Source organism: Enterobacter cloacae, assembly GCF_011078175.1.
GTDB lineage: Bacteria > Pseudomonadota > Gammaproteobacteria > Enterobacterales > Enterobacteriaceae > Enterobacter > Enterobacter cloacae_Q.
In genome coordinates, this window is the sequence record NZ_JAALCJ010000015.1 from 19,768 (window position 1) to 42,002 (window position 22,235).

Annotated in this window: 22 protein-coding genes; 15 read left to right on the forward strand and 7 right to left on the reverse strand. The window is 54.8% G+C overall.

What is annotated here, in order from left to right:
• The first annotated feature begins 46 nt into the window (after positions 1–46).
• The 4 genes from G6Q29_RS20795 (at position 47) to psiE (ending at position 4,104) form a co-directional block, all read left to right on the forward strand.
• Positions 47–685, forward strand: a complete 639-nt coding sequence (locus tag G6Q29_RS20795) for a YjbF family lipoprotein (RefSeq protein WP_207309813.1) — start codon at positions 47–49, stop codon at positions 683–685.
• Positions 682–1,419 carry a capsule biosynthesis GfcC D2 domain-containing protein gene (locus G6Q29_RS20800; RefSeq protein ID WP_165466946.1) on the forward strand — a complete coding sequence of 246 codons (738 nt, stop codon included), beginning with the start codon at positions 682–684 and terminating at the stop codon, positions 1,417–1,419. Before G6Q29_RS20795 ends, G6Q29_RS20800 begins: the two co-directional genes overlap by 4 nt.
• Positions 1,419–3,515 carry a YjbH domain-containing protein gene (locus G6Q29_RS20805; protein WP_165466947.1) on the forward strand — a complete coding sequence of 699 codons (2,097 nt, stop codon included), beginning with the start codon at positions 1,419–1,421 and terminating at the stop codon, positions 3,513–3,515. The genes G6Q29_RS20800 and G6Q29_RS20805 overlap by 1 nt, the downstream gene beginning before the upstream one ends.
• A 178-nt stretch (positions 3,516–3,693) precedes the next feature.
• Complete coding sequence (gene psiE / locus G6Q29_RS20810; RefSeq protein ID WP_000202963.1) at positions 3,694–4,104, forward strand: phosphate-starvation-inducible protein PsiE; 411 nt, start codon at positions 3,694–3,696, stop codon at positions 4,102–4,104.
• Between the two features lie 93 nt (positions 4,105–4,197).
• On the opposite strand, the gene malG is transcribed toward psiE, so the two are convergent.
• The 3 genes from malG to malE form a co-directional block, all read right to left on the reverse strand.
• Positions 4,198–5,088, reverse strand: coding sequence for a maltose ABC transporter permease MalG (gene malG, locus G6Q29_RS20815; RefSeq protein WP_006810496.1), 891 nt, complete (start codon positions 5,086–5,088; stop codon positions 4,198–4,200).
• A 14-nt stretch (positions 5,089–5,102) separates the two neighbouring features.
• Positions 5,103–6,647 carry a maltose ABC transporter permease MalF gene (gene malF / locus G6Q29_RS20820; protein WP_165466948.1) on the reverse strand — a complete coding sequence of 515 codons (1,545 nt, stop codon included), beginning with the start codon at positions 6,645–6,647 and terminating at the stop codon, positions 5,103–5,105.
• Positions 6,648–6,772: 125 nt separating this feature from the next.
• Complete coding sequence (malE, locus tag G6Q29_RS20825; RefSeq protein WP_017382618.1) at positions 6,773–7,963, reverse strand: maltose/maltodextrin ABC transporter substrate-binding protein MalE; 1,191 nt, start codon at positions 7,961–7,963, stop codon at positions 6,773–6,775.
• 371 nt (positions 7,964–8,334) lie between these two features.
• Between malE and malK the strand changes: the two genes are divergently transcribed.
• The 5 genes from malK to ubiA all read left to right on the forward strand — a co-directional run bounded on the left by malK (position 8,335) and on the right by ubiA (position 13,447).
• Entirely contained in the window at positions 8,335–9,444 is a 1,110-nt protein-coding gene (gene malK / locus G6Q29_RS20830) for a maltose/maltodextrin ABC transporter ATP-binding protein MalK (RefSeq protein WP_165466949.1), read from the forward strand.
• Between the two features lie 42 nt (positions 9,445–9,486).
• Complete coding sequence (locus G6Q29_RS20835) at positions 9,487–10,830, forward strand: maltoporin (protein ID WP_165466965.1); 1,344 nt, start codon at positions 9,487–9,489, stop codon at positions 10,828–10,830.
• A 111-nt stretch (positions 10,831–10,941) separates the two neighbouring features.
• Complete coding sequence (gene malM, locus G6Q29_RS20840; protein ID WP_165466950.1) at positions 10,942–11,895, forward strand: maltose operon protein MalM; 954 nt, start codon at positions 10,942–10,944, stop codon at positions 11,893–11,895.
• 172 nt (positions 11,896–12,067) lie between these two features.
• Positions 12,068–12,565 (forward strand): chorismate lyase, encoded by a 498-nt coding sequence (gene ubiC, locus G6Q29_RS20845; protein ID WP_165466951.1) that lies wholly within the window; start codon positions 12,068–12,070, stop codon positions 12,563–12,565.
• 12 nt (positions 12,566–12,577) lie between these two features.
• Positions 12,578–13,447: a 4-hydroxybenzoate octaprenyltransferase gene (ubiA, locus tag G6Q29_RS20850; RefSeq protein WP_165466952.1), complete on the forward strand. Its 870-nt coding sequence runs from the start codon at positions 12,578–12,580 to the stop codon at positions 13,445–13,447.
• Positions 13,448–13,539: 92 nt separating this feature from the next.
• On the opposite strand, the gene plsB is transcribed toward ubiA, so the two are convergent.
• A complete protein-coding gene (plsB, locus tag G6Q29_RS20855; RefSeq protein WP_165466953.1) occupies positions 13,540–15,960 on the reverse strand; it encodes a glycerol-3-phosphate 1-O-acyltransferase PlsB in 2,421 nt (806 codons plus the stop codon).
• Between the two features lie 154 nt (positions 15,961–16,114).
• Here plsB and G6Q29_RS20860 point away from each other — a divergent pair, with 154 nt between their 5' ends.
• The 4 genes from G6Q29_RS20860 (at position 16,115) to G6Q29_RS20875 (ending at position 18,930) form a co-directional block, all read left to right on the forward strand.
• The gene (locus G6Q29_RS20860) at positions 16,115–16,483 is read left to right on the forward strand and encodes a diacylglycerol kinase (protein WP_165466954.1); all 369 of its coding nucleotides are present in this window, start codon (positions 16,115–16,117) and stop codon (positions 16,481–16,483) included.
• 108 nt (positions 16,484–16,591) lie between these two features.
• A complete protein-coding gene (lexA, locus tag G6Q29_RS20865) occupies positions 16,592–17,200 on the forward strand; it encodes a transcriptional repressor LexA (protein WP_165466955.1) in 609 nt (202 codons plus the stop codon).
• Between the two features lie 63 nt (positions 17,201–17,263).
• Positions 17,264–18,601 (forward strand): MATE family efflux transporter DinF, encoded by a 1,338-nt coding sequence (dinF, locus tag G6Q29_RS20870; RefSeq protein WP_165466956.1) that lies wholly within the window; start codon positions 17,264–17,266, stop codon positions 18,599–18,601.
• A gap of 119 nt (positions 18,602–18,720) precedes the next feature.
• A complete protein-coding gene (locus G6Q29_RS20875; RefSeq protein WP_003860314.1) occupies positions 18,721–18,930 on the forward strand; it encodes a CsbD family protein in 210 nt (69 codons plus the stop codon).
• Between the two features lie 53 nt (positions 18,931–18,983).
• Here the strand turns inward: G6Q29_RS20875 and zur are convergent, their stop codons facing one another.
• On the reverse strand, positions 18,984–19,496 hold the full coding sequence (gene zur / locus G6Q29_RS20880; RefSeq protein WP_003860309.1) for a zinc uptake transcriptional repressor Zur: 513 nt from the start codon (positions 19,494–19,496) through the stop codon (positions 18,984–18,986).
• Between the two features lie 116 nt (positions 19,497–19,612).
• On the opposite strand from zur, the gene G6Q29_RS20885 reads away from it, so the two are divergent.
• Together G6Q29_RS20885 and traF are read left to right on the forward strand one after the other, a co-directional pair.
• Complete coding sequence (locus G6Q29_RS20885; RefSeq protein WP_165466957.1) at positions 19,613–20,101, forward strand: cupin domain-containing protein; 489 nt, start codon at positions 19,613–19,615, stop codon at positions 20,099–20,101.
• Positions 20,102–20,269: 168 nt separating this feature from the next.
• A complete protein-coding gene (gene traF, locus G6Q29_RS20890) occupies positions 20,270–21,517 on the forward strand; it encodes a conjugal transfer protein TraF (RefSeq protein WP_165466958.1) in 1,248 nt (415 codons plus the stop codon).
• 32 nt (positions 21,518–21,549) lie between these two features.
• On the opposite strand, the gene G6Q29_RS20895 is transcribed toward traF, so the two are convergent.
• Both G6Q29_RS20895 and G6Q29_RS20900 read right to left on the reverse strand, forming a co-directional pair.
• Positions 21,550–21,885, reverse strand: a complete 336-nt coding sequence (locus G6Q29_RS20895; protein WP_197092504.1) for a type II toxin-antitoxin system HicB family antitoxin — start codon at positions 21,883–21,885, stop codon at positions 21,550–21,552.
• Positions 21,882–22,145 (reverse strand): type II toxin-antitoxin system HicA family toxin, encoded by a 264-nt coding sequence (locus G6Q29_RS20900; RefSeq protein ID WP_165466959.1) that lies wholly within the window; start codon positions 22,143–22,145, stop codon positions 21,882–21,884. Before G6Q29_RS20900 ends, G6Q29_RS20895 begins: the two co-directional genes overlap by 4 nt.
• Positions 22,146–22,235: the final 90 nt, after the last annotated feature.

A 22,235-nucleotide genomic window follows, 5' to 3' on the forward strand; every position in this document is an offset into this window, starting at 1 on the left:
ATAACCACACTTCGGTGTGGTTATTTCGCCCCTTCGGAGAAGAGTCGTGAAGCGACCTGCAATCATCCTGATTTGCCTGCTGTTGCAGGCGTGCTCAGCCACCACCAAAGGGCTGGGACATTCCTTGTGGGACAGCCTGTTCGGCACGCCGGGCGTGCATCTGACCGATGACGAACTTCAGAACATGCCGTATGCCAGCCAGTACATGCAGCTAAACGATGGTCCGCAACTGTTTGTGGTGCTCGCTTTTGATGAAAACGGGCAGCAGAAATGGGTGACGCAGGATCAGGCCACCATCGTGACGCAACATTCCCGAATCGTGAAAACGATGCTCGGCGGCGACAACCTGCTTGAGGTGAACAACCTGGCTGACGATCCGCTCATCAAGCCGAATCAGATCGTCGATGGCGCAAGCTGGACGCGCACGATGGGCTGGACCGAGCATAAACAGGTGCGCTACGCCACGGCCCGCTCCTCCTTCCGCTGGGACGGCACGGACAGCGTGAAAGTCGGCAGCGACGAAACGCAGGTGCGCGTGTTGGATGAAGAGGTGGCAACCGATCAGGCCACCTGGCATAACCGCTACTGGGTGGACGAAGAGGGGCAAATCCGCCAGTCATTACAGTATCTCGGTGCCGGTTTCTTCCCGGTGAAGACCACCCTGATCAAGGCGGCGAAATCATGAAAACACTTATCCACGTTGCGCTTCTCGCCAGCCTGGCCTCGCCGCTGGCATGGTCTGCGGGAACGGTTCAGGTCTACACCCCGGACAGCGAAAAACCTAAAACCTTAACTAATGCCGGGCATCTGCTCGATCTGGTGGGGCAGCCGAGGCTGGCGAAAAGCTGGTGGACCGGGGCGGTGATCGGCGAGCGTCAGGCGACGATCGTAGCGGAACAAAAACATCAGGCGCTGCTTGCCCGACTGAGCGGGCTGGCACAGAAGGAAGACGCCGACGACGCCGCGGCCATTACCAGCCTGCGTCAGCAGCTTCAGGCGGTTAAGGTAACGGGGCGCCAGAGGGTGAATCTCGATCCGGATGCGGTACGCGTCGCGGAAAACGGCAACCCGTCGCTGGAAGGGGACTATACCCTGTGGCTTCCGGCTCAGCCGTCTACCGTCACCGTGATGGGGCTTATCAGCAGCCCTGGCAATAAGCCGTTTACGCCGGGCCGGGACGTCGCGCGCTATCTTGACGATCAACGTCTGCTCAGCGGAGCGGATAACAGCTATGCCTGGGTGGTCTATCCGGACGGGCATACGCAGAAAGCGCCGGTGGCTTACTGGAATAAAAGCCATATCGAACCTATGCCAGGCAGCATCATTTTTGTCGGTTTTGCCGACCATTTCTGGACGAAAGCGTATGACGGGCTTAATGCCGATATCCTTCGCTCCCTGATACAGCGGATACCGGAATAATGAAAAAAACCTATCTCTACAGCATGCTTGCACTGTGCGTGAGTGCCGCCTGTCATGCAGAAACGTATCCGGCACCCATCGGCCCGTCGCAGTCTGATTTTGGCGGCGTGGGCTTACTGCAAACCCCGACCGCGCGTATGGCCCGCGAGGGGGAAATCAGCCTTAACTATCGCGATAACGATCAGTACCGTTACTACTCTGCGTCCGTGCAGCTGTTCCCCTGGCTGGAGACCACGCTGCGCTACACCGACGTGCGTACAAAACAGTACAGCAGCGTGGACGCCTTCTCCGGCGATCAGACCTACAAAGACAAAGCCTTCGACGTGAAGCTGCGCCTGTGGGAAGAGAGCTACTGGATGCCGCAGGTCTCCGTTGGTGCGAAGGATATCGGCGGGACCGGCCTGTTTGACGCGGAATACATCGTGGCCAGCAAAGCCTGGGGACCGTTTGATTTCTCACTCGGTCTGGGATGGGGCTATCTCGGCACCAGCGGCAACGTCAAAAACCCGTTCTGCTCCTACAGTGATAAATACTGCTACCGCGATAACAGCTACCAGAAAGCGGGCTCCATCAACGGCGACCAGATGTTCCACGGCCCGGCCTCGCTGTTTGGCGGCGTAGAGTATCAAACGCCGTGGCAGCCGCTGCGCCTGAAGCTGGAGTATGAAGGCAATAACTACAGCGAAGATTTTGCCGGCAAGATTGAGCAGAAGAGCAAGTTTAACGTCGGCGCCATTTACCGCGTTACCGACTGGGCCGACGTTAACCTCAGCTATGAGCGCGGTAATACCCTGATGTTTGGTTTTACCCTGCGCACTAACTTTAACGATATGCGCCCGCACTACAATGACAACCCGCGGCCAAAATATCAGCCGGAGCCGCAGGATGCGATCATTCAGCACTCCGTGGTAGCGAACCAGCTGACGCTGCTGAAATATAACGCGGGCCTGGCGGATCCGAAGATCCAGACCAAAGGCGATACGCTGTATGTTACCGGCGAGCAGGTGAAATACCGCGACTCCCGCGAAGGGATCGCGCGCGCCAACCGGATCGTCATGAACGATCTGCCGGAGGGGATCCGCACGATCCGCGTGACGGAGAACCGTCTCAACCTGCCGCAGGTCACCACCGAAACCGATGTTGCCAGCCTTAAGCGTCATCTTGAAGGCGAACCGCTGGGACATGAAACCGAGCTGGTGCAAAAACGCGTTGAGCCGGTGGTGCCAGAGAGCACCGAGCAGGGCTGGTATATCGATAAATCCCGCTTCGATTTCCATATCGATCCGGTGCTGAACCAGTCCGTGGGTGGGCCGGAAAACTTTTACATGTATCAGCTGGGCGCGATGGCGACGGCGGATCTGTGGGTGACCGACCACCTGTTGACCACCGGTAGTCTGTTCGGCAACATTGCGAACAACTACGACAAATTTAACTACACCAACCCGCCGAATGATTCAAAACTGCCGCGCGTGCGTACCCGCGTTCGCGAATATGTGCAGAACGATATCTACGTGAATAACCTCCAGGCCAACTACTTCCAGTACTTCGGCAACGGCTTCTACGGCCAGGTTTACGGTGGCTATCTGGAAACCATGTTCGGCGGCGCCGGGGCAGAAGTGCTTTATCGTCCTGTCGACAGCAACTGGGCGTTTGGGATTGATGCCAACTACGTGAAACAGCGTGACTGGCGCAGCGCGCAGGACATGATGAAGTTCACCGACTATAGCGTCAAAACCGGCCACCTGACCGCCTACTGGACGCCGTCGTTCGCGCAGGACGTGCTGGTGAAAGCCAGCGTCGGGCAGTACCTGGCTGGCGATAAGGGCGGCACGCTGGATATCTCCAAACACTTCGAAAGCGGCGTCGTGGTGGGCGGCTACGCTACCATCACCAACGTTTCGCCGGACGAGTACGGGGAAGGGGACTTTACCAAAGGGGTATACGTGTCGATTCCGCTGGATCTGTTCTCGTCAGGCCCAACCCGCAGCCGTGCGGCAGTGGGCTGGACGCCGCTGACGCGCGACGGCGGTCAGCAGCTTGGACGTAAGTTCCAGCTGTATGACATGACCAGCGATAAGAACATTAACTTCCGCTGATGCTTATTTGCCCGGTGGCGCTGCGCTTACCGGGCCTACGAGAGTGTTTTTGTAGGCCGGGCAAACGCAGTGCCGCCCGGCAAGAATGTTCATCTGGACAAAACATAAACAAAAAATATAGATCCCCGTCACATTTTTGCGTTATACAGGAACCTCGCCCTGGAGAATGAGGTGCTGTATGACATCCCTGACTCGTCCGCGCGTTGAGTTTATCTCAACGATACTCCAGACCGTGCTGAACCTCGGTCTGCTGAGCCTTGGCCTGATCCTGGTCGTGTTTCTGGGTAAAGAGACGGTGCATCTGGCGGATGTGCTCTTCGCCCCTGAGCAAACCAGCAAATACGCGCTGGTGGAAGGCCTGGTGGTCTACTTTCTCTACTTTGAATTTATCGCACTGATCGTGAAGTACTTTCAGTCCGGCTTTCACTTCCCGCTGCGCTATTTTGTCTACATTGGCATCACCGCCATTGTGCGGCTGATTATCGTCGATCATAAATCCCCGCTCGACGTGCTGATCTACTCGGCGGCGATCCTGCTGCTGGTGATCACCCTCTGGCTGTGCAACTCGAAGCGGCTGAAACGGGAATAAAAAAAGGGCGCTCCGAAGAGCGCCTAACAGTCACAAGTTGGTTCAATACAATACGTCTAAAGTTGAGGGTTGCAGTGGCATAACAAATGAAACTTAACCTTTCACACCGCCCGCCGTCAGGCCATTCACCAGCCAGCGCTGGGCCAGCAGGAAGACTACAGTAATCGGGATGGCGGAAAGTACGGCCGCTGCGGCAAAGTCGCCCCACAGGTAGTTTTGCGGGTTGAGGTATTGCTGCATACCCACGGCCAGGGTGTAGCTGTTCACATCGCGAAGTAACAGTGAGGCAACCGGTACTTCGGTGATCGCCGCGATAAACGACAGGATAAAGACTACCGCCAGAATTGGCACCGACAGCGGCAGCAGAACCAGACGGAATGCCTGCCACGGGGTGGCACCATCCAGAGATGCCGCCTCTTCCAGCGAGCCGTCGATGGTCTCGAAATAACCTTTGATGGTCCAAACATGCAGGGCGATACCGCCAAGATAGGCGAAGATCACGCCGCCGTGCGTGTTCAGGCCGATAAACGGTACGTACTGGCCCAGACGGTCAAACAGGGCATACAACGCCACCAGCGACAGAACGGCCGGGAACATCTGGAAAATCAGCATCCCTTTCAGCAGGGTCGCTTTACCCGGGAAACGCATACGGGCGAAGGCGTAAGCACAGGTAGTGGAGAGCGTTACGATGCCGATCGCGGTGATGGTCGCTACTTTCACCGAGTTCCACAGCCACAGCAGCACCGGGAACGGTGGGGGAGTCACGCGTCCATCCGCATGCTCTACGCTGAAGCCCAGCGCCAGCTTCCAGTGCTCCCACGAGATTTCGTCCGGGATGAGACTCCCGGTCGCGAAGTTGCCCGAGCGCAGGGAGATGGCGATAACCATCAGCAGCGGGAACATGATTGCCGCGATGAAAATCAGCAGGCCTAAGTGCGTCGCCAGGAGGCGCAGTTTCTGAGATTTGGGTTGTACCATTGCCATGATCGATGCCCTCCTTAGTCAAATTTCATTCGTGTGGCTTTCAGGTTCACAATCGCCAGGGCGCCAACCAGCAGGAAGATCAGGGTGGCAATGGCTGCCGCCAGACCAAAGTCCTGACCGCCGCCGCCTTCGAAGGCGATACGGTAGGTGTAGCTCACAAGCAGGTCGGTATACCCTGCTGGCGTCGTAGTGCCAAGGCGGTCCGGGCCGCCGTTGGTCAACAGCTGAATCAGCACGAAGTTGTTAAAGTTAAAGGCAAAGCTGGCAATCATCAGCGGGGTCAGCGGCTTAATGAGCAACGGCAGCGTAATTTTAAAGAAGTTCTGGAACGGACCTGCGCCGTCCATCGCCGAAGCTTCGTACAGATCGTCCGGAATCGCCTTCAGCAGGCCCATGCACAGGATCATCATGTACGGATAGCCCAGCCAGGTATTCACGATGATAATCATCGAGCGGGCGGTGGTCGGGTCGCTGAACCAGGCCGGTTTGATACCGAACAGGGCGCTCAGCATCATGTTGATTTCACCGAAGCTCTGGTTAAACAGCCCTTTGAAAATCAGAATCGAGATAAACGACGGCACGGCGTACGGCAGAATCAGCAGCACACGGTAAATCGCTTTGCCCTTCAGGGACTCCCACTGCACGAGGCAGGCCAGCACCATGCCTACGGCCACGGTCAGGATCACGGTCAGCACCGAGAAGATGACCGTCCAGACGAAGATAGCGAAGAACGGTTTCTGGATGCCTTCGTCGGTAAACACGCGGGTAAAGTTGTCCCAGCCGATGGTGACGGTATAGCCTGGGCTGAGTTTGTCGTCGCCCCAGCTGCCGTCAGCATTCACCGACTGATAAAAACCGATATCGTTGTTCGGACGGTACTTCACGCCGCTCTGGTTGTTGGTCAACGTGCCGTCATCCGCCAGGGTATACAGCGGCTGCGTGCCGGAAAACTGGCGCAGCGAGCTCATGGTTACTTTGCTGTCATCGGGCAGCACGGCGGTGAGCAGGGTCAGCGCTTGGCGATTCTGGGTAATGATACGCAGATTAGCGCGTTCACCTTCAGGCAGGGCCGCCGCCTCTTTTAAGGCCAGCTTCTGTTCGCCGCCAAATTTAAACGCGTCGGAGAGATAGGTTTTTCCGCTCTCACCGTCAGTGAGCGCTAACTTCCACTCGTCTCCCTCAGGATACAGACCGAAGTTAAAGGTTTTACCGGCCTGATAAGAACGGTCCAGAAGCACCTGAGTGGCGCGTTCCTGCGCGAGCTGGTTGGTGCTGCTGTAGTTGGTAAACGCGATTGCGATGGTGCAGATCAGCGGGAAGAGGACAAACAGCCCCATTCCGGCTACGCCAGGGTAAACATAGCGCCAGGCATAGGCTTTACGGTTGGCGAAAATATACAGGCCAGCAGAGCTTAAGATCAGCGTCATGATGGCAAAGAGATATTCCCCTTGTACGTACATTAAAACAACAAGGTAGCCCACCAGCAGACACAGCAGACCTATCACTGACCACTTCAGTGCGTCGCTTTGCCACCAGTGCTTCTTTTTAATGACATCCATGGGGTTCTTCCTCTACAACGTGTGATCTTTTCTCCCTCTCCTGGGGGAGAGGGCCGGGGTGAGGGCGTGCGGATCGCGACAACCCTCACCCTGACCCTCCCCCAAAGGGAGAGGGAACTACGGCATTACTTAGTGATACGGCCCTGAGCATCTTTCAGTGCGGCATCGACAGTCTGGCGACCGCTTGCAGCGTTGATGACCGCGGTACGGGTGGCGTACCAGAACGCAGCCATCTGTGGGATATTCGGCATGATTTCGCCTTTCTGGGCGTTATCCATGGTGGCCGCGATGCGTGGATCTTTCGCCAGCTGATCCTGGAAGGATTTCAGCGCAACGGCGCCCAGCGGTTTATCCTTGTTCACTTCATCCAGACCCTGATCGGTCAGCAGGTAGTTTTCGAGGAACTCTTTCGCCAGCTCTTTGTTCGGGCTGGCGGCGTTGATGCCTGCACTCAGTACGCCAACGAACGGTTTAGATGGCTTGCCGTTGAAGGTTGGCAGCAGCGTTACGCCGTAGTTGATTTTGCTCTTATCGATGTTGGTCCAGGCCCACGGACCGTTGATGGTCATCGCGGTTTCGCCTTTGTTGAACGCCGCTTCCGCGATGGAGTAATCGGTATCCGCGTTCATGTGTTTGTTCTTGATCAGATCCACCAGGAAGGTCAGACCCGCTTTCGCGCCCGCGTTGTCCACGCCCACGTCTTTCACGTCATATTTGCCGTTTTCAAACTTGAACGCGTAACCGCCGTCGGCAGCAATCAGCGGCCAGGTGAAGTACGGCTCTTGCAGGTTGAACATCAGAGCGGATTTACCTTTCGCCTTCAGCTCTTTATCCAGAGCAGGGATCTCTTCCCAGGTTTTCGGTGGGTTTGGCACCAGGTCTTTGTTGTAAATCAGAGACAGCGCTTCAACCGCGATAGGGTAAGCGATCAGCTTGCCGTTGTAGCGAACGGCATCCCAGGTGAACGGGAAGAGTTTGTCCTGGAACGCTTTGTCAGGCGTGACTTCTGCCAGCAGGCCAGACTGCGCGTAGCCGCCGAAACGGTCATGCGCCCAGAAGATGATGTCCGGACCGTCGCCGGTTGCCGCAACCTGCGGGAATTTCTCTTCCAGCTTGTCCGGATGTTCTACGGTCACTTTGATACCGGTGTCTTTCTCGAATTTTTTGCCCACTTCGGCCAGACCGTTATAGCCCTTGTCGCCGTTAATCCAGATAACCAGCTTACCTTCTTCAATTTTGGCGAGAGCCGGTGCGGAAATCATCATTGCTGCGAGGGCGGACAATGCGAAAACGCGTGCGCCAGTCTTGATCTTCATATCTGCCATCCTTTATTGGTGATGTGCTCGTGGATACATAAGGTGGTTCAACGTGACCCAGTCTCCTTATTTGACATCCTCTTTCCATCCTCCCAGTCCCTACGCCCCACCCCCTGTTTGTGTGATCCCTGTAACATAAATTTAAGTTATGAGTGCTGGCGCACATAAAAACCCACTGAATTTTGCAGGCCGCTTCACGATTTTCGCCACGGCTCCCCAGCTGCGGTCGCAGAGTCTGCTCTCTCATCCTCCCGCCTCCTCCCCCATAAAAAAGCCGGGGGGTGGAGGATTCACGAAAGTAATGGAACACGCATAGTGAACTTATCTTGAATGTTTCTGTCGGTGACAGGTTGTAACGAAGGGAGAAGGGCATGGCGAGCGTACAGCTGCGTAATGTAACGAAAGCCTGGGGCGACGTTGTGGTGTCAAAAGACATCAATCTGGACATCCACGAAGGTGAATTTGTGGTGTTCGTGGGTCCATCAGGCTGTGGTAAATCGACTCTGCTGCGTATGATTGCCGGTCTTGAAACCATCACCAGTGGCGATTTATTTATTGGTGATACCCGAATGAACGACATCCCGCCAGCCGAACGCGGCGTGGGCATGGTGTTCCAGTCTTATGCGCTTTATCCGCATCTTTCCGTTGCCGAGAATATGTCCTTTGGCCTGAAGCTGGCCGGCGCTAAAAAAGAGACCATTAACCAGCGCGTCACCCAGGTGGCGGAAGTGCTCCAGCTGGCGCACCTGCTGGAGCGTAAACCGAAGGCGCTTTCCGGCGGTCAGCGTCAGCGTGTGGCGATTGGCCGTACGCTGGTGGCCGAGCCGCGCGTGTTCCTGCTCGATGAACCCCTCTCCAACCTGGATGCCGCCCTGCGCGTCCAGATGCGTATCGAAATCTCCCGTCTGCACAAACGCCTTGGACGCACGATGATTTACGTCACTCACGATCAGGTCGAAGCGATGACGCTCGCCGACAAAATCGTGGTGCTGGACGCCGGTCGCGTGGCGCAGGTGGGCAAACCGCTGGAGCTGTATCACTACCCGGCAGACCGCTTTGTTGCGGGCTTCATTGGTTCGCCAAAGATGAACTTCCTGCCCGTAAAAGTGACCGCGACAGCCATTGAACAGGTACAGGTGGAGCTGCCAAACCGCCAGCAGGTCTGGCTGCCGGTCGACAGCGCCAACGTACAGGTGGGGGCCAATATGTCCCTCGGTATCCGCCCTGAGCATTTACTGCCGAGCCACATCGCTGATGTGACGCTGGAAGGTGACGTTCAGGTCGTCGAACAGCTTGGTCACGAAACACAGATTCATATCCAGATCCCCGCCATCCGTCAGAACCTGGTCTACCGCCAGAATGACGTGGTGTTGGTAGAAGAGGGTGCCACATTCGCTATCGGTTTGCCGCCAGAGCGTTGCCATCTGTTCCGTGAGGATGGCACTGCATGTCGTCGGTTGCACAAAGAGCCAGGCGTTTAAGCATTCCAATTACAAAGAAAAGCAATGATCTCAGGAGATAGAATAATGATTACTCTGCGCAAACTTCCTTTGGCAGTTGCCGTCGCAGCGGGCGTAATGTCTGCTCAGGCACTGGCAGTGGATTTCCATGGTTATGCTCGTTCCGGTATCGGCTGGACGGGTAGTGGCGGCGAACAACAGTGCTTCCAGGCAACCGGTGCTCAAAGTAAATACCGTCTGGGTAACGAATGTGAAACCTATGCGGAATTGAAACTGGGCCAGGAAGTGTGGAAAGAAGGTGACAAGAGCTTCTACTTCGACACCAACGTAGCGTATTCCGTGGCACAGCAGAACGACTGGGAAGGTACCGATCCGGCGTTCCGTGAAGCTAACGTGCAGGGTAAAAACCTGATTGAATGGCTGCCAGGCTCCACCATCTGGGCCGGTAAGCGCTTCTATCAGCGTCATGACGTACACATGATCGACTTCTACTACTGGGATATCTCTGGTCCTGGTGCGGGCCTGGAAAATATCGACGTCGGCTTCGGTAAACTCTCTCTGGCAGCAACCCGTTCTTCTGAAGCAGGCGGTTCTTCCTCCTTCGCCAGCAACAGTATTTATGATTACACCACCCGCACAGCGAACGATGTCTTTGACGTTCGTTTAGCGCAGATGGAAATCAACCCAGGCGGTACGCTGGAATTGGGTGTTGACTACGGTCGTGCTAACCCACGTGATGACTATCGCCTGGTTGACGGCGCGTCTAAAGACGGCTGGATGTTCACCGCTGAACACACCCAGAGCATGCTGAAAGGCTACAACAAGTTTGTGGTTCAGTACGCCACCGACTCCATGACCTCTCAGGGTAAAGGCCTGTCTCAAGGTTCTGGCGTAGGCATTGATGGCAACTCCGGCTTTGCGTATGACATCAACAACAACGGCAGCCTGCTGCGTATCCTCGACCACGGTGCAATCTCCCTGGGCGATAGCTGGGACCTGATGTACGTCGGGATGTATCAGGACATCGACTGGGATAACAACAACGGCACCAAGTGGTGGACCGTGGGCGTACGTCCAATGTACAAATGGACGCCAATCATGAGCACCCTGCTGGAAGTGGGCTACGACAACGTCAAATCCCAGGAAACTGGCGAAACCAACAACCAGTACAAAATCACCCTGGCTCAACAGTGGCAGGCTGGCGACAGCATCTGGTCTCGTCCTGCTATCCGCGTCTTCGCAACCTATGCGAAGTGGGATGAAAAGTGGGGCTATGACTACAACGGTAGCCCAGCGAATAACCCTAACTTCGGTAAAGCGGTTAAAGATGGCTTCAACGGTGGTTCCTTCGGTCGCGGCGACAACGATGAGTGGTCCTTCGGCGCCCAGATGGAAATCTGGTGGTAATCCGTCTTAATCTGACGTAATGACCAAACTGAGGGGCGAAAGCCCCTCAATCCTTGGGACGGCGCGCTATTGCCTGGCTACCGCTGACCTGTGCATTTTGAGGTGATAACAATGAAAATGAACAAAACTCTTCTTGCCCTTTGTTTATCCGCAGGGCTGCTGGCAAGCGCGCCTGCTGTCACGCTCGCTAACGTGAATTTCGTTCCGCAAAACACAACATCCGCGCCTGCCATTCCGGCGGCGACATTGCAACAGCTGGTCTGGACGCCTGTCGATCAGTCTAAAACCCAGACTACCCAGCTCTCCACGGGCGGACAAACGATTAATGTTCCGGGTATTACAGGCCCGGTCGCTGCGTATAGCGTACCTGCCAATATCGGAGAACTGGCCATCACCTTGACCAGTGAAGTCAACAAGCAGACGAGCGTATTTGCGCCAAACGTGTTAATTCTCGATCAGAACATGACACCATCGGCCTTTTTCCCAAGTGAATATTTTACTTATCAGGAACCTGGCGTAATGAGCGCCGATCGTCTGGAAGGCGTTATGCGTCTGACGCCTGCGTTGGGCCAACAAAAACTTTATGTACTGGTCTTTACCACTGAGCAAGATCTTCAAAAAACCACCACGTTGCTCGACCCGGCCAAAGCCTACGCAAAAGGTACCGGTAACGCGGTTCCGGATATTCCAGATCCTATCGCACGTCACGTTACTGACGGAACGTTAAAGCTGAAGGTGAAAACTAACAGCGGTTCCAGCGTGCTGGTCGGCCCGCTGTTTGGCTCCTCCGGTAGCGGCCCGGTAACCGTGGGTAATACCGCTGCACCTGCCTATACCGCGCCAGCTGCCACCACAGCCGCACCGGTAGCGACTGCGGCCCCGGCCCCGGCGAAAAAAGCCGAGCCGGTGCTTAACGATACTGAAACTTACTTTAACAACGCCATCAAGCAAGCGGTTAAAAACGGCGATGTCGATAAAGCGCTGAAACTGCTTGATGAAGCCGAGCGTTTAGGTTCAACCACTGCCCGTTCCACCTTTATCAGCAGTGTAAAAGGCAAGGGGTAATCGTCTCCCCACAGTGCTGATTTTGTTAGTTGTTTAGTGCGCCTTCACGGGCGCACTTTTTTTGGCTAAGTTGCACCATTGTTGCGATAGTGATCGCTAAATTTGGTTTGTCCGTCCTCATTTTGCCAATCTGCGATACAATGCCTTTACGTTATGTATCGGAGAGTCTGGCATGTCACACCCCGCGCTCACGCAGCTGCGTGCGCTACGCTATTTCGACCAAATACCCGCGCTTAACCCGGAGCAACTGGACTGGCTGCTGCTGGAAGATTCCATGACAAAACGTTTTGAGCAGCAGGGTAAAACGGTCACGGTGACGATGATTCAGGAAGGGTTTGTTTCGCCTGCGGAGATTGCCAGCGAGCTGCCGCTGCTGCCCCAGGAAGAACGCTACTGGCTGCGTGAAATTTTACTGTGTGCAGATGGCGAGCCGTGGCTTGCCGGGCGGACGGTGGTTCCTGAGTCTACACTTTCCGGGCCGGAGCTGGCTTTGCAACGCCTCGGCAAAACGCCCCTGGGGCGCTATCTGTTCACCTCGTCTGAACTGACCCGTGATTTTATTGAAATTGGTTGCGATGCCGGTTTGTGGGGGCGCCGTTCCCGCCTTCGTTTGAGTGGCAAGCCGTTAATCCTGACGGAACTTTTTTTGCCTGCATCGCCGTTGTACTAAGAGGGAGAAAAAATGGAGTGGAGTCTGACGCAGAATAAGCTGCTGGCCTATCACCGCCTGATGCGTACTGATAAACCCATTGGCGCGCTGCTGCTGCTGTGGCCGACATTATGGGCGCTGTGGGTTGCCACGCCGGGCGTGCCGCCGCTGTGGATCCTGGCGGTGTTTGTGGCGGGCGTCTGGCTGATGCGCGCAGCGGGCTGTGTGGTCAACGACTATGCTGACCGGAAATTTGATGGACATGTTAAGCGCACCGCGAATCGTCCTCTGCCGAGCGGTCAGGTGACCGGGAAAGAGGCGCGCATTCTGTTTGTGGTGCTGGTGCTTCTCTCTTTCATGCTGGTGTTAACCCTTAACACCATGACCATTCTGCTGTCCGTTGCTGCTCTGGCGCTGGCCTGGGTTTATCCGTTTATGAAGCGATACACCCATCTGCCGCAGGTCGTATTGGGTGCGGCATTTGGCTGGTCGATTCCCATGGCGTTTGCCGCAGTTAGCGAGTCTGTTCCGCTCAGCTGCTGGCTGATGTTCCTGGCGAATATTCTCTGGGCCGTTGCGTACGATACCCAATACGCGATGGTCGATCGCGATGACGATCTCAGGATTGGCATCAAATCGACGGCGATCCTGTTTGGGCGTCACGACAAACTGATCATCGGCATATTGCAGGTGGCGGTGCTGGCGCTGATGGTGGCGATTGGTCGCCTGAACGGGCTGAACTGGGAGTTTTACTGGTCCGTGCTGGTGGCGGGACTGCTGTTTGCGTACCAGCAAAAGCTGATCGCGAAGCGCGAGCGTGAAGCCTGCTTTAAAGCGTTTCTGAATAACAACTACGTCGGGCTGGTGCTGTTTCTGGGGCTGGCGATGAGTTACTTTTCCTGAAAAATGCCCGGTGGCGCTGGCGCTTACCGGGCCTACATATTGTGCAGCATAAGAGGCCGGGTAAGGCGAAGCCGCCACCCGGCTTTTTAACATCACTCGCCCTGCGTTGAACTCTCAATCGTCAAACGCACATCCGAGGTAATCAGCTCTGCCAGCATCTGATAAACCTTCATCGTCTCTTCCGGCTCGGCGTCGCCCGTATCGCTAATAAACCCTTCGTCACGCAGCGTCAGCACCAGAGAGCTGAATACCGCTTTGTCGAAGAATTCCGGGGCGTTAATGCCATGCAGAACGGAGAGGCGCTGGGCCAGCGTCCGGCTCTCTTTTTCCAGCGTACCGCGGTTGATGGACGGATTTGCACTCAATAACCAGAAGGTAATGGCGTAGCGCTGCAACGTCTCACGCGCGCCGGAAGCCAGCAGCTGCAAGGTACGAGAACGTGACGGGTTGATATGCAGTTCGTCATCACTGATGGTAATCAGCCCCTGACGATGCATCTCCGCGATCGTTTTATCGAGTTCTGCCGCCAGCTCATCTTCACTCCAGCGCAGGAACAGCTCTGCTTTCAGCATCGGATAGATGGCCTGAATGTGGCGCAGCAGCTCCTGACGTGAAATACGGCGATGCTGGGTAATAATGGCCGCCATCAGCGACGGCAGCATCAGCATATGCGTAATGTTATTACGGTAGTAGGTCATCAGCACGGCCTGCTCGCGCGGCAGAATGATGATGTCACCGATCGTATCTTTCTCGACTTCGAACTTGTTCATCTGCAACGCGTGATCGATAAGCTCGCTGGCGGTGGCAGACGGCACGGTCGAATCCACGGAATACGGCACGTTGCGCATGATGTCGAGGTAGCAATCAATCTGCTCGGTCAGTTGCTCACGGGTCAGTGAACGCTGGCGAGAGGCCAGAAGCGCGGTACAGCAGAGGTTCATGGCGTTTGCCGCACCGGCATTGTTGATGCGTACCATCAGTTCGGACGCGATGCCGTTGACCGTTGGCGTCAGCCAGGCCGGACGTACCGCTTCGATAGGATCGATAGATTCGCGCCACTCCGGAACATGATGGTTCAGATATGTCATCAGCGGCAGGGGCTCGCCAAAGTTCACGTAGCCCTGGCCAAGGTTGCGCAATTTACTCAGCCCACGCAGCATCTGCGGCAGACTCTCTTTCTCTTTGGTCGCACCGCGTAACTCTTTCGCGTAGGTGCCCACTTCCATCACATGTTCATAACCAATGTAAATAGGCACAAGCGTGATAGGACGCGTACCGCCGCGCAGCATGGCCTGAATGGTCATCGACAGCGTGCCGGTCTTCGGATCGAGCAGACGACCGGTGCGGGAGCGGCCCCCTTCAACAAAGTACTCCACGGAATAACCGCGGCTGAACAGCTCGCCCAGATATTCCCTGAAGACGGTGGAGTAGAGCTTGTTACCCTTAAAGGTACGACGAATGAAGAACGCACCCAGACGGCGGAAAATCGGACCTGCTGGCCAGAAGTTCAGGTTAATACCGGCAGCAATATGCGGCGGCACCAGACCCTGGTGATAGAGCACGTAAGAGAGCAGCAGGTAATCCATGTGGCTGCGGTGGCAAGGCACATAGACAATCTCGTGGCCGTCGTGCGCTAACTGACGCACGCGCTCGGCGTTGTGGACGTTAATCCCCTGATAGAGGCGGTTCCACGTGAAGCCGAGGATGCGATCGGAGAGACGAATCATCTCGTAAGAGAAGTTCGCGGCGATCTCTTCCATTAGCGCTATCGCGTTCTGCTGCGCTTTCTCGTGCGAAATTTTCTTGCTGCGCGCTTCGTCTTCTACGGCACGGGCAATCGCTTTAGAAGCCAGCAGCTTGTTGAACAGATCCTGACGCGCCGGGAGACGTGGCCCAACAGCCGCCAGACGCTGACGTGCAAAGTGCATACGCGCAACGCGTGCCAGCTTTTGCGCAATAATTTTGTCGGTGCCATGTTCATCCGCCATGCGGCGCAATGAAACGGAAGGCGAGAAGCGGACGAAGCTGTCGCGTCCCAGCCAGGAGACGGCGAAGAACTTCTGAATGCCGTTAAGCATACGCAGCGGCGGGTTCTCTTCCCCTTTTTCGCGCCCCGGACGACGCCCGAACATCACCGATACCGGCACCATCTGCACGTCCAGTTCGGGGTTGCTGCGGTGCAGATCGAGGTAATCATGGAACAGCTTAATGGACTCTTCTTTCGGCGTGTAATAGGTGAACACGCGCGGTCCGCCATGGATGAACACGTAGCGCGGCAGCAGCGTACCGTCGACTTCCAGCGGTTCAAGCGGGTCAGGTAAATCATGCGCCAGACATTGAGCGCGAAGCGTAAGCAGGTCTGCCTTCGAGTTATAAGGCAAAACGTACATAATCGGGCGCGACGTATCGAGCCCTAATTCCAGCGCGGGTTCTGCTGGGATAGACTTACTTTTTACCAGTACGCTTAATGGTAAATTAAGTAATTTGTAGTAAATTCGTGGCCAGCCGGACATAAACGATGTAAAGCCTCTGGTTAATAATGCAATTGCGGCGCAAGGATAACAGAAAGCGCGCAAAATTTCTGTTGTTACCCGTCATACTTCAGGTTGCAGCAAAACGCGCTGCGACTGTAGTAACTGACGCTATTTATCATAAAAGGTTCTTTTAATGGCCAATAATACCACTGGGTTAACCCGAATCATTAAAGCTGCCGGTTATTCATGGAAAGGTTTCCGCGCCGCATGGATTAATGAAGCCGCTTTCCGCCAGGAAGCGGTTGCCGCAATCGTTGCCGTTATCATCGCCTGCTTCCTTGATGTCGATGCTATCACCCGCGTACTGCTCATCGGATCTGTCCTTCTGGTGATGATAGTGGAAATTCTCAATAGCGCTATTGAGGCCGTTGTGGATCGGATTGGGTCGGAATTCCATGAACTGTCTGGCCGGGCAAAAGACATGGGTTCCGCTGCCGTACTGTTGTCAATTATCACTGCGGCGATCACCTGGGTCACGCTGCTTTGGTCGCATTTCCGATGAGCCTCGAGGAATAATTAAGTCCCTGGTTTTTTGTGCAGTTTTTGGTTCCAAAATCGCCTTTGACTGTATATACTCACAGCATAACTGTATATACACCCAGGGGGCGGTATGAAAGCGTTAACGACCAGGCAGCAAGAGGTGTTTGATCTCATTCGGGATCATATCGGCCAGACCGGTATGCCACCCACGCGTGCAGAAATTGCCCAGCGTCTGGGTTTCCGTTCTCCGAATGCTGCCGAAGAGCACCTTAAGGCGCTGGCGCGTAAGGGCGTGATTGAGATAGTTTCCGGCGCCTCACGCGGTATTCGTCTGCTGGTGGAAGAAGAGACCGGTATTCCGCTGGTGGGCCGCGTTGCCGCAGGTGAGCCCCTGCTGGCACAGCAACACATCGAAGGGCATTATCAGGTTGACCCTGGCATGTTCAAGCCGAGCGCCGATTTCCTACTGCGTGTTAGCGGGATGTCCATGAAAGATATCGGTATTCTGGATGGCGATCTGCTGGCGGTACACAAAACGCAGGACGTGCGTAACGGGCAAGTCGTGGTAGCGCGCATTGATGATGAAGTGACGGTTAAGCGCCTGAAAAAACAAGGTAACACCGTTCAGCTTCTGCCAGAAAACAACGAGTTCTCCCCGATTGTGGTGGATCTCCGCGCGCAGAGCTTCTCCATTGAAGGCCTGGCGGTCGGCGTTATCCGCAACGGTGAGTGGCTATAATCTCTTCCTGACAGGCTGTAGTTCCTCTACAGCCTGGCCTAATTTCTGATTCCGGTAATTTCCATGGCATTGCTAACGTCTGCCGATAAGGCGTTGTGGCGTCTTGCGCTACCGATGATTTTTTCCAATATTACCGTTCCTCTGCTGGGGCTGGTGGATACGGCGGTAATCGGGCATCTGGATTCGCCGATTTATCTGGGCGGTGTTGCGATCGGCGCAACAGCGACCAGCTTCCTCTTTATGCTGCTGCTCTTTCTGCGCATGAGTACGACAGGCCTGACGGCCCAGGCGTATGGTGCAAAAGATCCCCTTCGTCTGGCACGTGCGCTGGTTCAGCCGCTTATCCTGGCGTTTGCTGCTGGCGCGTTAATCGTTCTGTTGCGTACGCCGCTAATTGATCTTGCGCTCCATATTGTGGGTGGCAGCGATGCCGTACTGGAGCAGGCCCGGCGGTTCCTCGAAATTCGCTGGCTCAGCGCGCCCGCGTCACTGGCAAACCTGGTCCTGCTGGGCTGGCTGCTGGGCGTGCAGTACGCCCGCGCGCCGGTGATCCTGCTGGTGGTGGGCAACCTGCTTAATATTGTGCTCGATCTCTGGCTGGTGATGGGGCTGCACATGAACGTCAGGGGCGCGGCGCTGGCTACGGCGATTGCCGAGTACGGTACGCTGCTGATCGGTTTGTGGATGGTCTGGCGCGTGCTGGCGATGCGCGGTATCTCGCTTGCACTACTGAAATCGGCCTGGCGCGGCAATATTCGTAAGCTGCTGGCGCTGAATCGCGACATCATGCTCCGTTCGCTTCTGCTGCAACTGTGCTTTGGCGCATTAACCGTTTTTGGTGCTCGTCTTGGGCCTGAGATCGTCGCAGTCAACGCGGTGCTCATGACGTTACTGACCTTTACTGCTTACGCACTGGATGGTTTTGCTTACGCCGTGGAGGCGCATTCAGGACAAGCCTATGGCGCGCGTGAAAGTGGCCAGTTACGAGAAGTCTGGCGGGCTGCCTGTCGTCAGTCGGGTCTGGTGGCGCTGATATTTGCCCTGGTTTACGCCTGTTTTGGCGAGCATATTGTCGCACTGCTGACCTCAATACCCGCGCTGCGCGAGCTGGCCGATCGCTACCTTCTCTGGCAGGTAGTGTTACCCGTGGTGGGCGTGTGGTGTTATTTGCTGGACGGCATGTTTATTGGCGCCACGCGAGGGGCGGAGATGCGCAACAGCATGGCCGTCGCTGCGGCGGGGTTCGGCCTGACGCTGCTGACTCTGCCATATCTCGGTAATCACGGTCTGTGGCTGGCGCTGGCGGTCTTTTTATCACTGCGTGGCCTTTCGCTGGCCGTTATCTGGCATCGTCACTGGCGAAACAATACCTGGTTTCCAGCCCCGCACGATATATCGTAACGGTTAAAGATTCCGAATATAAAAACAACTACCGAATCCTTAACTACAATAATAATCACGTCCAGCAGAAAAGAACGAAGCGGACGATACTCATAGACGCTTAACACGAGGACACGATTATGAATAAAGACGAAATCGGCGGCAACTGGAAGCAATTCAAAGGTAAAGCGAAAGAACAGTGGGGTAAGCTGACAGATGACGATATGACCGTCATTGAAGGTAAGCGCGATCAGCTGGTAGGTAAAATCCAGGAGCGCTACGGTTATGAAAAAGATCAGGCGGAAAACGAAGTCAAAGACTGGGAAACCCGTAACGACTACCGCTGGTAACCGTATCTATCCCCAAGGGCGGCTATAAGCCGCCTTTTTCTTTTTCTTTTGCTTTAACGTGGCTTTTTCTTTACCAGGATAGAGTGATCGTGCTGACAGTCATCCTGATGGCGGCATGACTCCACCTCTACGCAGGCTGAACATAAGCCGTGGGCTTCGATCACGTTATGGCGCAGCGCAAAGCCCATTCTGGCTGCCAGCGTATGCATAATATCTTCCACACCTTCCGCACACTCCTCCTTCACCACGCCACAGCGATCGCAGATAAACATGGCGGATGTGTGTGTCGGCTGGTCAAAAAGATGGCACAGCACATAGCTGTTTGTTGATTCCACTTTATGCACAAACCCTTGCTCCAGCAGAAAATCCAGCGCCCGATAGACGGTCGGCGGCTTTGCCTGTGGCTCGCTTTCACGCAGCAGATCGAGCAGATCGTAGGCGCTGATGGCACCCTGTTGCAGGCTCATCAGACGCAGTACCTCAAGGCGCTGCGGGGTCAGGCGCACATTGCGTTGCGCGCACAGCTTTTCAGCTTGCGCTAACAGCTCTTTTGTGGACTTGTCCATCGGGCACCTCGGATGTGGTAAGGGGTGAAAACCTTCACTTTATCATGTTCTGCTAAAAACACCGAGATCCCCAGGCTGTGCTATACCTGACGCATCGCAAATCGGGAGATCGCATAATGAAAAGACCTGACTGTATTCGGCACTGGCGGGACGTGGAAGGCGCCGATGACGCAACGTATCCTGACAGCAACGAACGTTTTTCTATAGGCGCGCCGCTGGCCCGCAAACTGGGTCTCGGCCGCATGGGTATTCACCATGAACGGCTGCCGCCCGGACGCCGCACGTCATATCCGCATGCGGAAAGCGACGAAGAGGAGTTTGTTTACGTTCTGGAGGGTTACCCCGAGGCCTGGATCAATGGCTATTTATGGAAGCTCGAACCCGGAGACAGCGTGGGATTTCCTGCCGGGACAGGCGTGTGTCACACCTTTATCAATAATACCGAAGAAGAGGTGCGCTTACTGGTGGTGGGTGAGGCTAATAAAAAACATAACCGTATCTACTATCCGCTTAATCCGGTGTATGCCGCGACGCGCGAAGACCGCTGGGTCGACCATCCGCCTCAGTTTTTCGGGCCGCACGACGGAAAACCTGGGCGAAAATAATTTCCTCTTCTATAAATATTGATGGCCGTCACATATTACAACAGGCCTGGATGGAATTTAACTTAAGGAAATAGCGGATCTTTTTGTACTTATTCACAGCAATAGTTCGTTCCTGTTTAGGTGATAACAGACAGGGTTAACTAATAACAAACTATTTACGAGCATACTGTGAAAAAACATTATAAATTTTCGATGGTTAGCATCGCTGTCTCCTTTTTTATGGCAAATCAGGCGGGAGCAGCCAATACCTGGACGGAAGCGCGTAGCGACGCAATGGGCGGAACGGGTGTCGCGGCAGGGAGCTATGGCAGTGGGGCGTTAATCAACCCCGCGTTGCTGGCAAAAGCGAGACCGGACGATGGTGTCACCGTGATCCTGCCGTCCATTGGTGCGCAGATTACGGATAAAGACAATCTACGGGATAAGATCGATGACATCAGCGATGATGTGAATAACTATCGCAGCACACTGAATAATATTAATCCTGTCGATCTTTTTAACCCTTCAAGCCCTGCCTCTTTGCAGGTCTCTTCGGCGGCAGGCAATCTTGCCGATCAGCTGAATTCACTGAAAGGGAAAAACGCCAGCGGTAAAGCGGGGGGTGGGATCGCCGTAAGCATTCCTAATGATGTACTTTCAGTCGCTTTTGTAGCGAAAGCCAATGCGCGTGCACGCGTGAGCTCTTATATCGATCAGGGCGATATCGATAAGTTACGTCTGGTAGAGGCTACGCCTGTTGCCGTATTTGGCGTTAACCCGAATGATCTTAAATCAAAAGGGTATGGCCGTGCGGCAATCGTTTCAGATTATGGAGTTGCAATCGCACGTCAGTTTGATCTCAGCGGTGTGCCGGTTTCCGTCGGGATCACTCCAAAGCTCCAAAAAACATGGCTTTATAATTACACTGTTTCTATCTACAACTTTGACAGTGATGATATAAACAGTAGCCGTTACCGTAATGATGACACTGGCTTTAACGTCGATGCCGGCCTTGCGGCGGACTTTGGGGAAAACTGGACGGTTGGTCTGACCGGGCAGAATCTCTTCTCACGCGATATCGATACCAAAGAAGTCGATGGGGTACGCGATACCTATCAAATTAGTCCTGTCGTCACAGCCGGGGCCGCCTGGCACAACGATCTGGTCACGCTGACCGCAGACGGCGATCTGACCGAAACCAAGGGCTTTAAAAGCGAAGACACCTCCCAGTACGTTGGCGTTGGTGCCGAAGTCACGCCGCTGAGCTGGCTGGCAGTACGCGCCGGTTATCGTGCGGATATGAAAGGGAACGACAGCAACGTCTTTACCGGCGGTGTCGGTTTCGCACCGTTCAACTCCGTCCACGTTGACCTGATGGGGCTTTATGGCGAAGACGAGACCTGGGGTGCAGGGGCACAGTTGAGCATGACGTTTTAAATAAAAAGGGCACCGTTAATGGTGCCCTTAGCTTATCCGTGTGCCGCTTTGGTCAGCGTATCGCTTATCCATTGATTTACGCTTTTACCTGAAACTTCGGCTGCGATGTTAATTGCGGAATGTATCTCGGGCGCGATGCGCAGGCTGATTTTTCCGCTTGCCGGACGCAGAGGTTCTCGACCTTGTTCTGTACAGTAGGCAAGATAATCATCAACCGCTTCTTCAAACGCTTTACGGAGGGCTGCGACGTTATCCGCATGAAAACCGATAACATCTCTTATGCCAGCAACATGCCCAACGAAGCATAGATCTTCGTCGCTGTAATCAATTTTTGCGGCATAGCCTTTATAAGTCATGGTGTTAATCATGGAGAAACCCCTGTTGCGATGAGAAAAGCCATTGCGTCGCGAACCTGATAAACCTTCGCTTCTTTATCCGGATGAGGACGATGAAACGAGGCCACAACCCCATTGATTTCAAATCTTACCCTTGAGCCGCTACCTTCTGAGGCTTTCGCACCCAGTGCGATGAAAAGCGCTTCAATCCTGCGCCATTCCAGAGAGCTTGGCGTTGGTACAGAGAAAATCAACTGCAATGTATTTTGGTGGCGGGGGTTCAATGTTTTCATAGTTGATAGAGTCCATTTTAATTTTCTTCCCCGCCAAAGTTGCATTGAATGATATCACTTTTTGATATCACATCAAGCCGGATCGTATCC